13 protein-coding genes are annotated in these 14,244 nt (G+C 65.0%); 3 read left to right on the forward strand and 10 right to left on the reverse strand.

Translation table 11 applies throughout. From position 1 onward, the window contains the following. Positions 1–182 precede the first annotated feature (182 nt). Complete coding sequence (locus tag ACI8U3_RS06415) at positions 183–2,006, forward strand: ATP-dependent nuclease (protein ID WP_415014030.1); 1,824 nt, start codon at positions 183–185, stop codon at positions 2,004–2,006. An 8-nt stretch (positions 2,007–2,014) separates the two neighbouring features. Next, entirely contained in the window at positions 2,015–3,835 is a 1,821-nt protein-coding gene (locus ACI8U3_RS06420) for a UvrD-helicase domain-containing protein (RefSeq protein ID WP_415014031.1), read from the forward strand. Positions 3,836–4,206: 371 nt separating this feature from the next. Here ACI8U3_RS06420 and ACI8U3_RS06425 read toward each other — a convergent pair whose 3' ends face one another. From ACI8U3_RS06425 to ACI8U3_RS06435, 3 genes are all read right to left on the reverse strand, one after another. Beyond that, a complete protein-coding gene (locus tag ACI8U3_RS06425; RefSeq protein WP_415014032.1) occupies positions 4,207–5,955 on the reverse strand; it encodes a hypothetical protein in 1,749 nt (582 codons plus the stop codon). Beyond that, positions 5,952–8,402: an AAA family ATPase gene (locus tag ACI8U3_RS06430; protein WP_415014033.1), complete on the reverse strand. Its 2,451-nt coding sequence runs from the start codon at positions 8,400–8,402 to the stop codon at positions 5,952–5,954. The genes ACI8U3_RS06425 and ACI8U3_RS06430 overlap by 4 nt, the downstream gene beginning before the upstream one ends. 302 nt (positions 8,403–8,704) lie before the next feature. Next, on the reverse strand, positions 8,705–9,610 hold the full coding sequence (locus ACI8U3_RS06435) for a HEPN domain-containing protein (RefSeq protein ID WP_415014034.1): 906 nt from the start codon (positions 9,608–9,610) through the stop codon (positions 8,705–8,707). A gap of 71 nt (positions 9,611–9,681) precedes the next feature. Between ACI8U3_RS06435 and ACI8U3_RS06440 the strand changes: the two genes are divergently transcribed. Continuing rightward, positions 9,682–10,191, forward strand: coding sequence for a very short patch repair endonuclease (locus tag ACI8U3_RS06440; RefSeq protein WP_415014035.1), 510 nt, complete (start codon positions 9,682–9,684; stop codon positions 10,189–10,191). A gap of 139 nt (positions 10,192–10,330) precedes the next feature. Here the strand turns inward: ACI8U3_RS06440 and ACI8U3_RS06445 are convergent, their stop codons facing one another. From ACI8U3_RS06445 to ACI8U3_RS06475, 7 genes are all read right to left on the reverse strand, one after another. Continuing rightward, positions 10,331–10,579: a hypothetical protein gene (locus tag ACI8U3_RS06445; protein WP_415014036.1), complete on the reverse strand. Its 249-nt coding sequence runs from the start codon at positions 10,577–10,579 to the stop codon at positions 10,331–10,333. Between the two features lie 138 nt (positions 10,580–10,717). Then, positions 10,718–11,230 (reverse strand): helix-turn-helix transcriptional regulator, encoded by a 513-nt coding sequence (locus ACI8U3_RS06450; protein ID WP_415014037.1) that lies wholly within the window; start codon positions 11,228–11,230, stop codon positions 10,718–10,720. Continuing rightward, positions 11,224–11,505 (reverse strand): hypothetical protein, encoded by a 282-nt coding sequence (locus ACI8U3_RS06455; protein WP_415014038.1) that lies wholly within the window; start codon positions 11,503–11,505, stop codon positions 11,224–11,226. Before ACI8U3_RS06455 ends, ACI8U3_RS06450 begins: the two co-directional genes overlap by 7 nt. Beyond that, positions 11,502–12,128 carry a lytic transglycosylase domain-containing protein gene (locus tag ACI8U3_RS06460; RefSeq protein ID WP_415014039.1) on the reverse strand — a complete coding sequence of 209 codons (627 nt, stop codon included), beginning with the start codon at positions 12,126–12,128 and terminating at the stop codon, positions 11,502–11,504. Before ACI8U3_RS06460 ends, ACI8U3_RS06455 begins: the two co-directional genes overlap by 4 nt. Continuing rightward, positions 12,122–12,667, reverse strand: coding sequence for a S26 family signal peptidase (locus ACI8U3_RS06465; RefSeq protein WP_415014040.1), 546 nt, complete (start codon positions 12,665–12,667; stop codon positions 12,122–12,124). The genes ACI8U3_RS06460 and ACI8U3_RS06465 overlap by 7 nt, the downstream gene beginning before the upstream one ends. After that, a complete protein-coding gene (locus tag ACI8U3_RS06470; protein WP_415014041.1) occupies positions 12,664–13,824 on the reverse strand; it encodes a TrbI/VirB10 family protein in 1,161 nt (386 codons plus the stop codon). The genes ACI8U3_RS06465 and ACI8U3_RS06470 overlap by 4 nt, the downstream gene beginning before the upstream one ends. Then, the coding region (locus ACI8U3_RS06475; RefSeq protein ID WP_415014042.1) for a TrbG/VirB9 family P-type conjugative transfer protein at positions 13,821–14,244 on the reverse strand (424 nt) is incomplete at its 5' end. The genes ACI8U3_RS06470 and ACI8U3_RS06475, both read right to left, overlap by 4 nt.

Genomic DNA, 14,244 nt, shown 5'->3' on the forward strand with positions numbered 1-14,244 from the left:
CCGGCAGCGCTGCCCTTGAGCCCAGTGCCGACGCTTCGACCTCTGCCCTCCCAGCGTCCGAAACGGGCTCAAAGCCGAAGTTGGGAAGGTCCGCTCTTTGGCTCCAGCGTCGCTCAACTTAGGATGGCCGTAGCGAAGGTTGCGCGATAGAGTCGCACTCGCTCAAGGGGGGAGGGGCGGCTTTGAAGATCTACGCGGTGTCGATCGAGAACTTCCGGGGCATTAGGTCTGCGAAACTGGTGTTGCCCGACCACGCTGTCCTTATTGGCGACAACAACACGGGAAAATCCTCGGTCCTAGAAGCGATAGATCTGACGCTTGGACCTGATCGCCTGAGCCGACGCCCCCCAGTCGATGAGCATGATTTCTTCCAAGGTAAGTACCTACCCACGGCAGCTAAGGCCGCCGAGACTGAGGCTTCGCCGGATGACGAAGGGCCACCGCTAGCCAAGGCTCCGAAGATCACAGTAGAGGTGACCGTCATCGGCCTCTCGGAAGAGCAGGAAGCTAGGTTCGGTGGTAACATCGAGTGGCTCAATGTCGAATCCGGCGAGTTCTTCACTGAGGCCAACCCGGCGGGTGTCGATACTGCGAGCATCAAGGCGGCGCTGCGCGTCATCTTCATCGGGGCTTATGACGCCGAGGAAGACGATTTCGTCGGCAGCACCTTCTATTCGCGCAGCCTTACTGAGGCAGACAAGCCAGAGCCATTCTCGAAAAGGGACAAGCAACACTGCGGCTTCCTTTTCCTGCGATCCCTCCGCACGGGCTCGCGCGCGCTCAGCCTGGAACATGGCAGCCTGCTGGATATCATCTTGCGGCTGAAGGAAATCCGGCCGCAGATGTGGGAGGGTACGATCGGCACGCTTGCCGCCTTTGACGTCGCGAGCGATCCCGCGCTCGGTATTTCCGGCGTCCTCGACAGCATCGACAAGTCATTGAAGAAGTACGTACCGCGCGAATGGGGCGTGAAGCCGCATCTCAAGGTATCGAACCTCACGCGAGACCATCTGCGCAAGGTCGTAACCGCCTTCATCGCCACCGGCGACGGCGATCACGCGGCGCCCTTCTTCCGTCAAGGCACTGGGACGATCAACATGCTGGTCCTGGCGATGCTCTCGCAGATCGCCGAAGACAAGCAGAACGTCATCTTCGCCATGGAGGAGGTCGAAACCGCAATCCCGCCCTATGCCCAGAAGCGGATCGTCCATGAACTGCGCAAGTTAGCCGCGCAGTCGATCGTTACGTCTCACTCGCCCTACGTCCTTGAAGAATTCAAGCTCGACGAGACGGTGATCCTGTCGCGAGCCAATGACGGTGTGCTCGGTCAGGCGAAGATAACGCTGCCTGACAGCGTCAAACACAAGCGCTATCGGCAGGAGTTTCGCACGCGCTTCTGCGAGGGTCTCCTGTCGCGCCGCGTTCTCATCGCAGAGGGTGGCACCGAGGCCAGCGCCTTCCCAGTCGCAGCACGCCGGCTGTCGGAGCTCAACCCTGCCACCTATGCCTCGATCGAGGCGCTCGGCATTTGCATCATAGATGCGGGCACCGAGTCCCAGATCGCCGATCTCGCCGCGCTGTATAGGGGTCTTGGAAAGCAGACGTTCGGGCTTTGCGACAAGCAGACCGACCCGGCGAAGGCGGCGATCGAAGCCCAGGTCGAGTGGCTGTTCATGCATGAGGAAAAAGGCATCGAGGATCTCATCCTAAAGAACACGACGACGGAAGCACTTGAGCGCTTTTCCGATGAGCTCGACTGGCCGCCGCACCTTCTCGGGAAATATCCAGATCCGAAGGCCAATCTGATCGCGTCGCTGAGAGATTACTTCGGTTGGGCAAAGGGTAACTGGGGCATCGCCGATTTCCTGGGCCAGTGCTCGGAGGCCGAAATCCCGTCGTGGATTCGCGATGCCTGCCGGACCCTGAAGTCGATCTGTGATCCGCAGCCTGCGCCGGCCGCGCCCGCTGGTGATGCCGGGGAGGTCGTCGCGGTGGCCGACGCGTAGAGGGCGAGATGGTCGATCTGACCCCTGCGCAGAAGGATGTGCTTACCGCCGAGGGGCACCAACTCGTCGTGGGAGGGCCTGGCTCGGGCAAGACTACCGTGTCGATCCTGAAGGCGGCGACGATCGCGCGCGAGAACCTGAGACCGGGGCAGCGGATTCTCTTCCTCAGCTTTGCGCGCGCTACGGTTTCCCGCGTATTCGAGGCGATCGATGAGGAACGGTCTGTAACCAAGAAGGAGAAGGAGCGGATCGAGGTCGATACCTATCACTCGTTCTTCTGGCGCATCCTCAAGGCGCACGGCTATCTGGTCGGGTTTCCCCGCAGGATGACGATTTTAACGCCGCCAAACGAGGCGATCGCCTTATCGGGAATTCGCAGCGCCTTTGGTGTGGCTCACAAGCTTTCGGACGAGGAGAAAGCGCAGAAGGCCGCGCTGGAAGCCGCAGAGCGCATGCGGCTTGCGACTGAGGAGGGCAAGGTCTGTTTTGACCTATTCGCTGAGCGCGTGGCTCTTCTGATGCATGGCTCGGCCAAGGTCCGCGAGCTTGTCTCGACCATGTACCCGTTCACCATCCTAGACGAGTTTCAGGACACAAGCGCCGAGCAGTGGCGTGTGGTTGAGGCGATCGGGAAGAGCAGCACGCTGATCGCATTGGCCGACCCCGAGCAAAGAATATTCGATTTCATTGGCGCAGATCCCGAGCGCCTCAACCATTTCAAGGAGGCGTTCAAACCCTCCGAGCACGACCTCGCTGGAGACAACCACCGGAGCAAGGGCACCGATATTGCGCTCTTCGGCAATCACGTCCTCACGGGCAAATTTCGAAAGGAGCCGTATCAAGGCATCGAGTACGAGGGGTTTTCGTCCAATCCAAACCAGGCCTATGCGTCATTGGTCGCGCAGGTTCTGAAAGCCCGCCAACGCTTGATCGCACTAGGTCGCCGGGACTGGTCGCTCGCCATCCTGGTTCCGACAAAGCGCATGACCCGTATGGTTTCCGATAACCTGCGCGCGCCATTTGGCAATGTACCACCGATCACGCACACCGCGGCAGTGGATATGGAGGGGCCGATCCTGGCCGCTGAAGTTATCGCGTTCCTCCTTCAGCAGCGTAGCCACAAAGGTTGCTTCGATGAGTTCGTCGGCGTGCTCTGCAGCTATTTTGGGGGACGAGGCGGGGCTGCACCCACAAAGGGCGACCTCAATGAAGTCGCGAGCCTCAGATCCGCCCTTGAGAAGTGGAATGGATGCCTCCTCAAGGGCAAGGCTCCGCCGGGAAACAGCGTCCTCCAGAACACCTTCTCGGTTCATCAGACCGCGAGTGCCATCAAGCTGACGGGACAGCCCGATACCGACTGGACAGCGGTTCGAACCGTACTAGAAGCCGGAGCTTGCAAGCGGCTCGCCGAGGTCGCGCAGGAAGCCCGAAATATCCGCCTGCTGGAACGCGGGACGCAACTGCGTCAGCGCCTCTCACAGGATTGGCGCGATACTGGCGGCTACGAGAACGCGCTTGCTGTTACGCGCCAGTCGTTCGTTCAGGAACACTTCGCTACTGCCCACAAACCCGAGTCCGGCATCATCGTGATGAACATGCACAAGGCAAAGGGAAAGCAGTTCGACGAGGTCATCATCTTCGAGGGGTGGCCAAAGCGGGTCATGGGCAAGCAGGTTGGCAATCCCGATCGGATCGTCGGCGGAAACGTGAACTCAGGCGCGATGACGCAAGCCCGGCAGAATTTCCGCGTGAGCGTAACCCGCGCGAAAATCCGCACGACAATCATGTCGCCCAAGGATGATGTCTGCATCCTGCTGCTCCCGGCTTAGTGGCGAGGTCCGCTTTCGGGCGCCACGTAAAGAGCCGCTGCTGGCGCGTTGCGCCCTGGTCACATACTCGCCGCACGAACGTCCGCTAAGGGGTCGACAACGGTTATTGGGCTGACGAGCTGACGTGTCTCACTCTGCCTGAAAGCGCACCGGCGAATGTCCGAGGTGGATGGGAAGCGAACGTTTGCAGGTCCGGTCTAAGCGCGGGTTCGCGACGTCAAGCAACAGAGGCCCAAAATGACGTGAGGCCGGCGGTTGTGCCGCCGGCCCCAGTTGAACCTGGCAAGACACTGTCCAGCCAAGCTCTCAGTTTGACGGATTCAGGCTCCGTCAAAGCCTGACTACGAATTTAGGCCCGCTCCACTGCGGAATCAAGCGGGCAGCTTGAGGCTGGAGATGCGGTCGAAAATCTTGCCGGACACCATGAGCAGGACGATGACGATGAGAGCCGCTCCGCACAGACCTTGACTGATCACAGCGAGCGCTGGGCTCATCGTCCAATAACCGACCGCTCCGGCCGTCAGACATAGCAAGGCCAGCGCCGTCATGGCCCAGAACAGGCGTCTGGCCCATGTTGTGTACCCCAGGCTCAGCTTCGACCGGCCATGATGCGCCTGGACCTGTTTGCGATCGAGGATGCAGGAGTCGAACAAAACTCGCGCGCCCAAGGCTCCGTCGAAATAACTTCCATGTGCTGCAGCCGGGTCTGGCGCATGGCTGCTCGAGGCCTCGATCTCGATAATCTCCTCGCGATTGGGCAGCCGGCCACGCGGCGAAAACAGTCGGCTCGCGACAGGGTCGGCGGCATCGCGAATGTTGATCCACTGCAGGGTGCGCGCCTTCTGAACCCGGAATGGCGAGTCAGAGACCGTGCCGCGTAGATCATCCACCACCCGATTGAAGCGATGGTATCGCGAGTATTGCAGGCTGAAGAAATAGGCGATCCGATCGATCGGACTGCCGAAGGTCACGAAGTGGGACAGTTTGGAGAAGAGCGGCTCCAGCCGAAGACCGTTTGCTAGGGCGTCACGGTTCTCTTGGGCGCGCGAGCGTCGACCGAGGTTAAGCAGGGTCTCATACGCGATCGCCGTGCCCAGGCTGTGCGCGACGATCACGACCCGCTCGCATTGCGGGTCGGACAGGGCGTGGATCAGCGTGGCCTCGCAAGCCTTCAGTATGTCCCGGCGCTTTTGGTAGCGGACGTCTTTCTCGAAGATGGTCGTCCAGAAGACGACGTCTGAGAGGAAGTTCCGGAAAAAGGCGCTGACCCCTACCGCGCCGAGCGGCAGGCCGATGGCCGCCCCCAGGAGAATCCAGCCCGGGAGGATGGCGTTACGCGCCTCCAAGCCAGAGGCGTAGGCGAGCGGAAGACCGATGATCTGAAACAGGGCGACGAGGACCGCGATCGCCAAGGTCGCAACCCCGAACAACAGGGCCGCGACGAAGACCGCAACGACCAGAACCTGTAGCTGGGCCGCGATCAGACTGCGGCGCCAGGCGCGAGCGTCGGCCGCGAGCTGGGCAGCCTCGGCCTTGTCATCCGTTGCGGCGGTGACGCTTCTCAAGAACTCATGAAACCAGCCTGCCGGGTGTAGACGGCGCTGGTCCATGCCTTCGAAGCTGCGGTAGGAGGTCATAAGCCTCTGGAACCGAGCGACCGGGATTTTCCGCCGGTCGAAGGCAAGCCGATACAGAAAGGTCAGAGCCAGTCTCTGGTGTGCGCGCCAAGGCCGCAGGAGCACCGCGAAGGGATTGCGGATGCGGCCGATCACCCACAGCAGGACCGACAGCGGCGAAACGCCGCCGGCTGCCTGGGGGCTCCAGTAGCTCTCGTAGAGTCTGAACAAGCCTACGCGCCGCTTTCCCTTGTTGGGAACCTCGAGCAGTCGGGAGAAGGCGATGTACGCGACGGGCTCATCAACGCCCGCGCGGGAAGGTTCAAGCTTGACGATCTGTTCGCGCAGCCGGCCGATCCGCAGGTCGTCGTTCGCGGCCTCGGCGAACCGATCCAGACTGTCCAGGACCCGGGTCAGCTCCTCGTACCGCTTGGGCGTGCCCATGCCGTGGAAGTAGAGAATGCTCGTATGACGCGGGCCTGCCTCGATCGTGAATCCGCTCACGCCGCGGGCGTCCTGGCCGAGCCATTGGCAGCGCTCGAGCGGCGAGGCGCTCTCGCCTTGCGAGCAGGGGTGGCCTTGATCGCGGGCGGCGTGGTCGCCGGCCGTTGTCTCAGGATTTCGGGGACCGCACGGAGCCGACGCAGCTCTGCGATCATTGCCGGGTAGTCGTCGATCGGCATCGCAGGATCGTCCGCCAGCTTCATCGCGGTGCGGAGCTGATTGATTCGGGCGCAGATTTCGCCCGCCTCGTCGGAATCGTCCATCTGGATGACCAGATGATCGAGCAGATTGGACACCTGTTCGCGGGTCGCCTTGCCCTGACGATCGCGCTGGAAGATCTGGATCTGCGCCTCGATCAGCCCGGAGAGTTTGGCGTGCTGGGCCAGGCTTTCGGCCCTGCGGCGACGGATGTTCAGCTCGGTGAACACAGTCTCCATAGCGTCGAGCCAGCTCGAGATCGCCGTGGCCAACGGTCCTTCCAGAGACGGCTTCGCTGCCACCTCAACGACGGCCCGGGCGAAGGCCAGCTTGCCGATCGTCCGCTTCTTCCTAGCGGCTGCCGCTTCGATACGGTCAAACACGGACTCGCCCGCCCTGGCCGCGGGAAGAGCGGACTCGACGAGCTCCGGGGCCTCGCCCTCACGGAATGCGGCGGCCTCCTCGAGCACCACATTGGCGGCCGCCAAGGCAAGCGGTGTCGGAATGAGGTCTTCCAGCTCTGCAACGGTCACCCTCGGAATCTGGACGAGTTCGCCGAGCTGCAGCACGAATTCGACCGGCAGGTGACGCTTGAACCGGTCTTCCGTGCGCATGACGGCCGCCGCCTTGTCGCCTTCGCCGTCGGAATCTAGCAGCGCGACAACCGCCGGCTTTCGGGTGTCCCGGCCTCGGATGAGGTAGGCCATATAGGGTACCTGGCTGGCCGAACCGCAGGGCACGATGGTCAGACGGTTCAGGTCCAGGGTGATGTTTTCGCGGCCGGGACGACGGACCCGCGTCAACCGGCTGGCTCCGGCCAAGAGGATCTGGTCCGCAGGGCCCTCGACGAGCAGGTTCACGGCACCCACGAAGGCCGTTTCGCCGGCCGAGGCGCCGAAGGCCGAGCGAAGCGGCTCATAGTGATTCTGGGACACCACCCGGATGACGCGCGTTCCGTCCAGGTTATGACCCTTCTCAAGCACGCGAATGCGTTCGGCGTGGTTCTTGTCGAGCAGGAAGGGGGAATGGGTCACATAGAGGACCTGCAGCGGTGCCGCTCCGTCCGCCGGATCGGCGAGGCCGGCAAACACGCGCAGTAGATCCTGCTGGGCTTCGGCCGAAAGATGGGCGTCCGGCTCGTCCATCAGCAGGATCTGCGCCTGACCATCCGCGCCGCGGTTGGTCAGGGACTGAATCAGATAGGAGAGGAAGAACTTCAGGCCGTTGCTTCGCTCCTCGAAGGTGTATTCCGTGCCCGTGCGATCGCGGATCGTCAGGACGAGCTCGTGCTCGCGGGCCGAAACCCGCAACGCGAAGTCGCGATCCTGAACCCACCAGCGGCGGAAATTCATCCGCTCTGCGATCTGTTCGTTCATGCTCTCGATGATGGCGTTGACATAGCCGTCGTGACCGTCACGGATCGCCTCTACGAGGTCGGCGAACCGTTTTGGTTCGATCCGGGCTAGGTCGAGCAAAAGCGCGCGGGCTAAATTGAGCTCCGCTGCTAAGGCCGACTGCATCGCGGCCATGGCTTGGGTGGCTGGCTGGAGCGTTTGATGGATCGCCGCGCCGTTCTTGGCGGCGGCCTCGGGATCGGACGCCAGATTTGTCGCCCTTTGCAAGCTATCAAGCAGCGCGCCCCGCGTCCGACGATCAGTCGTAAGCGGCGTGGTCGTCTGGTCTGCGAGCCAGGCTAGAGGGACGGAGGACGGAAGTCCTTCCGAGGGTTCGATACGGAATGTCGAGGGGAGGCGGGCCGAAAGGGCCGCACTCATCGATTCATCGAGCTGGGTTGGGCGGAACCCGTCGCCTTCGGGCAGCCATAGAGTGATCTGGTCAGGGGTTTCCCGGAACATCAGAAAGCGATCGAAGGATGAGACGTCTCCGGCGATTTCGCCAATGGCCGTCGCTTCCTCTACCGACAGATCGCTCCAGGCGAGGCCGACGTGAGGCCAGAAACGTCGGCCTCGCTCCACATCGAAGAAGTCGCAATAGCGGCAGAGGTCTCTCTGACTGAACCCCTTGCCGGTGATCGCCCGCTCCACGGCGCCGAGTAGGTGGCTTTTGCCCGATTCATTGGCGCCGACAATCGCGGTTATGCCGTCTTCGACAGTCACCTCGACGTACGGATACCAATCTCCCTCAAAATCTTCCCAATCGCCCCGCTTCGAGGCGTTTGGCGTTGCCTTGAGGACATCGTCGAAATTGAACGACTTGTAGAAGCGGGCGTAAATCTTCGAGAGCTTCATAGTTCGTTCCAGCGGCAGGACCCCGTCTGCCGATTAAACCGGGAAAAAAAGAACCGCTTGCAACCTATAGGCATTCTCCTGCACGGTCCAGCTTGGGGCCGCTTCTGCACAGCCAGTGCCACTGGTTGAGCGTGACAGTTGTGAGCGAACATTTGATCCAGAACTAAATGGACTGCGCGCTGGCTCTGTGACTCACACTACGCTGACAAGCTGGGCGCGCTGGGCATCCGTCTGACGCTGACATCTGAATCCCGGCAGCCCAGCAATGTCCGCTGCTGGCGCGATGCGGACGGCAGCCAGCACTAACCTGCGCGCAGCGCCAGAATGCGGGCCTCACTTGAAGCCCGGACCAGAGCTGCGAGCTGAGCGGCAGCGTCTTTAAGCCAGTCAAGGTCCTCAGGAGAGACGTCATATTGGTCTGAATAGCGAGCCTCGACATAGGCGCGCTTCAGCATTTCGAACCGGCGCCGATCCTGTTTGGATTCTCGCGGCCAAGCGCTGACGAGCGAATTGTCAACGTCCTCCGCGAGAGAGCGTAGAAATTTGATGTTGTGAGAACGTGGAAAATAGAGGGTATGGACGAGGAGCAGGCATGCGTACGCTCGCTCGACTGCTTGGTGCAGCAGAAAGGCGGCGTCCCTCCGATTTCCTCGTTCTAGGTAAAAGGCAGCGCCTGCAAGCGCCTCCGTCACCTTATCGCTCCACCGGATCAGGTGCTCTTCGGCCGACCGCGCGGCTGCGGTAACCGTCATCGGGCGAGGCGATGCGACCGAGTATCCCGGCAGCTCGTAAAGGACCACTCCATCACGCAGAATGTCAGTCCAGAAGTACTCGCCTCGGTCGATGGCCTGGTTCACCTCGGCCAAGGTATGCACGATGATGTTGACTGTGCGGCCGATGGCGGGATCGCGAAGGATCTTGTCCTCAGCGACGTACCAGTAGTCGGCGATGTCGGTCAGCTTGGGGTGGCTGACGACGATCAGGAGGTCGAAATCGGACAGGTACCCGTTGTCAGGCTCGTCCACCCAGTCGTTGCGGGCATAGCTGCCGAACAGGATGATCTTAAGGACCTGGCCGTTCTTTCGCCACTCGGACGTACCGCCGGAGCCCTGCTTCTTCGCGGCCTCGAACTCGTCCAGCAGAATGGTCCGGACGTGCGCCAGTTCGTCCTGCTGCTTTTCCGGGAGATGGTCCAGATCGGTCTTCATCCGATGGAGTCTAGCGGAACGGCGGCGTCCCGGGCGAGTATATTTGGAGCGATGCTGATCAGGAACGGCGAATGACGGACGGCGGCACAGCCAGACGGCGCGCGACGCGGCCGGATCCGCACTCGCCCGAGCAGCGCAGCCGTAACATGGCCCGCATTCGTGGCAAGGACACCAAACCCGAACTCCTGCTGAGACGCGCGCTCCATGCCCTGGGTCTGCGCTACCGCCTTCATGATCGGCGACTGCCGGGGGCTCCTGACCTGGTCTTCTCCCGCCGGCGGGCGGTTGTGTTCGTGCACGGCTGCTTCTGGCACGCTCACAGCTGCCCCCGGGGCGTGACCCCCGGCTCGAATGTCGCGTTCTGGACCGACAAGATCGAGGGCAATGCGGCGCGGGACCAGCGCACCGAAGCAGCTCTGCGGCAGGCCGGATGGCGTGTTCTCGTGGTCTGGGAATGCGCTCTGACCGGAAGGCAGCGACGCGGGGCGGACGAGACAGCCGCCGAGGTCGCGGCGTGGCTGGAAGGCGATGATCCGGTCGGCGAGATCAGCGGGCGATGGCCCGCCGACCAAGCGAACTGATCGGTGGTGGCGCCGGGCGTTGAGAACATGGTTGAGCCATGCGCCGCCGCCTTTAGCCGAAGCCTGGACATGCGCGGGGGCCGCCCGGGCGGCGGCATGCTAGCGGCTTCGCATTTTAGGTGCGAGCCTCAGATCGCTCTCAGGCGAGGCGGCGGAATTTTACTCGGTCCTGGCCGGCGATCAGAAAGGCGTCGTAGCCCGCTTCCATCCAGGCGCGGCACTGGACATGGGCCGACTCCCGCGAGCCCTCATTGGCCCACCACTGCGGGCGGGCGGCGCTTTTGGGCAGCATCGCCGCCAGCAGACTCTCGATTTCCGAAAAGCTCAGTTCCAGCTCGGAGGCGGACTGGCGACGGAGATATCGTTTCAGTGGATCGTACTTGGCCATGGTCCAGCATAGCCGAACCAGGCCGTGAATCACGAGCACGGCAGGTCGAAGGCCTTGCTGGCAGGACTTGCTGACCGTGATTGCGAGCCACTTACAAAACACTTCCTCCCGGCCCGCAGCACCTCCCCTGCCCTCTCCTCAGAAATCAAAGGCGATCTGACCCTCTGCCACAGCCGGACCTCGGGGGCGGCGTTTTCGCTGGCCGGAGGGGCCTGAAGTGCGCCGTCGCGGCGGCAGGGGCGCCGGGGGCGGGACCAGCCGGAAGGGCCGGAGCGGCCGTGTGGCGAACACGGCGTGCTCGAACAAGGGCTGGAACTGCGGGGGTGTCGCTTCTGAACGGCAGGTCCTCTGGCGGAGCTGGGGTGGCTGTAGCCGTTCTGCGGCTGGCGGTGGCGGGGGCTTGCGGGCCGGGCGGCGCATCAGGAACACCGAGCGGCTGGAGCGGCGCGTGCGCTCCTGGCACCAGGCATCGATGTCCGTCTTGCGCCACGCGACCCTGTTGGGAGAGACCTGGACAGGATCCGGGAACAGGCCGTTCCTCTGCATGCGCCAGGCAGTGGTGCGGCTGACGCCCACGATCTCGCGCACCTGTGGCCACAGCAACAAACGCTCCGGCGCGGGCTCCGGCGGCGGGAGCACGTCCGTCAGCATGGCCGCCCCCTTCGCTTCTGGAGGTCTCTCTCTCGGGCTGACGAAGCCAGTTCGCTGATCTGCGCCTCCGCCCAGGCGTGCAGGATCCGGCGGGGATAGAAGGGCCGCCCGCGGATGTGGCGGCAGGGCGGACCGGACGGCGTGCCGGTGGACCAGGCGCGGGCCAGGGTCCCGACGTTCATGCGGATGCCGAACCGGGCAAGCTCGGCGGAGGCCTCTGCCCGGGTCAGCAGATCCTCCGGAGCCTCAGGAAGACGGACGGCATCATCGGTCATGGGCCCGACGCGCCTGAGGCGCACTCCCGGGCCGAGCGCACCCGCCGTCCTGCGGTCAGGGCGAGGTAGCACTCGATTACGGCCGCCACATAGGCGCGCGTCTCCGGAATGTCCGGAACGCGGCCCAGACGCGCCACACGGCCAGGGCCGGCGTTGTAGGCCGCCAGCGCCAGGCGGAGATCTCCGAAGCGAGCGATCTGCTCGGCCAGATAGCGGGCGCCGCCGTGGACATTTGAGGTCGGGTCGAACCGGTCCTGCACGCCGAGCTCGCCTGCGGTGGCGGGCATCAGCTGGGCCAGGCCGCAGGCGCCGGCCGGTGAGCAGACATGGGCCTGATAGGCGCTCTCGACGATCACCACCGCATGCATCAGCTTCTCGTCCAGTCCATGAGCGGCCGAGGCGGTTGCGATCACCTCCGCCCAAGGCTGAACCGGAGCCGTGACGAACGCAGGGGCGCCGGGTGAAGCATCGCCGGATCCAGCATCGTTGCGTACGCCGGGGAACAGGCCGCCGCCTGCCTCGCGCCAGTCCGACCCCGCGGACAAGGCTTGGGCGTGAGCCTGTGCCTGGGCGCCGGATGCGGCCAGGGCCAGTATGACGATCAGAACTGGGGGCCTCACCATGTGATGGCCTCCCGGTAGATCCCGAGGATCTGATTGCGGCGAACGGGGCCGAAATAGCGGCCGTCGAAGCTGTTGGGGCTGTCGCCGAGCAGCAGAAGCTCATCGGCCTCCAGGATGCGGCAGCCGCGCCAGACCGGAAGCGGACGGCCCTGCCGGTCGCGGGAGCGCACCGCCACCACGCGGTAGGGCGCGATCAGCCCCTGCCCGTCCGCGCAAACGCGGTCCCCGCCCGCCGCCGCCACCCGCTTGATCAGAGGCAGCTCAGGCGGCACGCCAAGCCGCGCCAGATAGGCGCCGGCCGCGTCGGGCTGCGGAACAGCTGCGATCGAGCCCCTGGCGGGTTCGGCGCGCGGGATGCGCAGATAGAGGCCGCGCTGCAGGCTGGCGGTCTCGTTGATGAGGATGGGCGGCGGGCCGGACCGGACCACAGCGCCGGCCGTCAGAAGCAGGACCAGCGGGACGGCCCAGAACGCGGCGCGGCGAAGGGTGCGTGATCCCCGGGCGCGGCGGGCCGGAGGATGCCAGGTGACGAGAGTCATGATGTCCAGGGCTCCAGTATGAGATCGCGGATGATCAGCACCCGCACCGGCGCGCCTGGCGAGACCCGTATGGAGGGACGGACATCCAGCTCCCGGTCCACCATGCGACCACCCACCCGGGCCGCTTCGATGGACGCGGCGTCACCGGCGGAGACCGACCAGGAGCGGTCATCGCGGCTGCCGCCCCGAGCGAACTCGCCCAGGGTGGTGATGGCCCCGGCGAACAGGGCGGCGACGCCCAGCGGCACGAGGCGGCGGTCCGCCTGACCGCGCACGCCCGCGGCGCCCTGGGCGTCCACGCCGGGCGACTCCGCCAGACGCACGCTGCGGCCGTCCGGCAGGATCAGCCGCTCCCAGACCACGAAGGCCCGGCGTTCGCCCCAGGCGCTGTCGCCGTCCTGGCGGCCGATCAGCCGCGCCCCCTGGGGCACCAGACGGTGGCGCCCCGTCACGCTGTCGAACACGTCCTGGCTGACCAGGGCGATCACCGGACCGGGACGGCCCGTGTCGATGGCGGTGAGCAGGGTGGCGGGCAGCATCGCTCCGGCCTGCAGCTCGTAGGGAGACAAAGGATCGATGAGACCGTGGGGGCTGTAGACCGCGGCATACTCGCCTGCGGGCGCTCTGCCGGAGTCCGCCGCGGCCGCTGCGACGGGCGGGGCCGCAGATGCGGCGGTTGTCTGGGGGACCGCTGCCCGGGCGAAGAACAGACCCGAAGCAGCGGCCGTCTCGGCAGGTGACGGGCCCGGGCGGGCCTGAGCGGGCCGCGGGGCCGGACCGGCCGCCGGGCCAGGGGCGGGTTCAGCGGGGGCCGGGCGGCCCCGGGGCGGGGGCAGAGTCTCGTTCAGATGATCGTATCGGGCGGGCTGATCCCAGATCTGCTGCGAGGGCCGGGCGGCGCCGGCGTCGGGCTCGGCCGTCTCGGCCGCCCGGCGCGCAAAGGCTGAGGCCCGAAGCTCAGGCTGGACGACGAAGGCCCAGGTCAGGGCGCCCGCGACCAGGGCGCCGGCGCCGAACACGGCCAGGCGGATGACCGGCGCGCGGATGCGAACGGCGGAAGGACGAGGCGCGCGAAGGTCCAGGGGCGGCGGCGCCTTGGGCGCGGGCGCGTCATCCGGCGGGGCGGCAGCGGGGTCAGGATCGGTGTTGGGGGTCATCGGTCGCTCTCCAGACGGGTCAGGCGCACGACCTGAGGCCTGCGCACGCCGAGCCTCAGCTCAGCCCGTTCGAACACCCGGTCCACGACCAGCACCCCTTCGCTCTGCCGATAGTTTGCCAGCTCCGCCTCGCCCGAGGCGGACAGGACGAACAGGGCCGGGCTGTCTTGCCGGCGCGCTTCCGGGGCCAGGGTGATGAAGGTGCGGGTCCCGTCATCGAACACGGCCACGGGAGACCAGCCGGGCGAGCGGCCGCGCGGCTCGATGCGGTAGCGGGCGTGGATCGGCCCCTCCGGCTCAGCCGGGCTGAGCCTGAGGGGCTCTGGCGGCGGCGGCGGGGGCGGGGGCGGGGGCGCTGCCCTCGGCGGGACGTCCCAGGCGACAGCCGCGTTGAACCCGTCGGCGGCGCGGCCGCTACGC

The sequence above is a fragment of the Brevundimonas sp. genome (assembly GCF_047617075.1).
Classification (GTDB): domain Bacteria; phylum Pseudomonadota; class Alphaproteobacteria; order Caulobacterales; family Caulobacteraceae; genus Brevundimonas.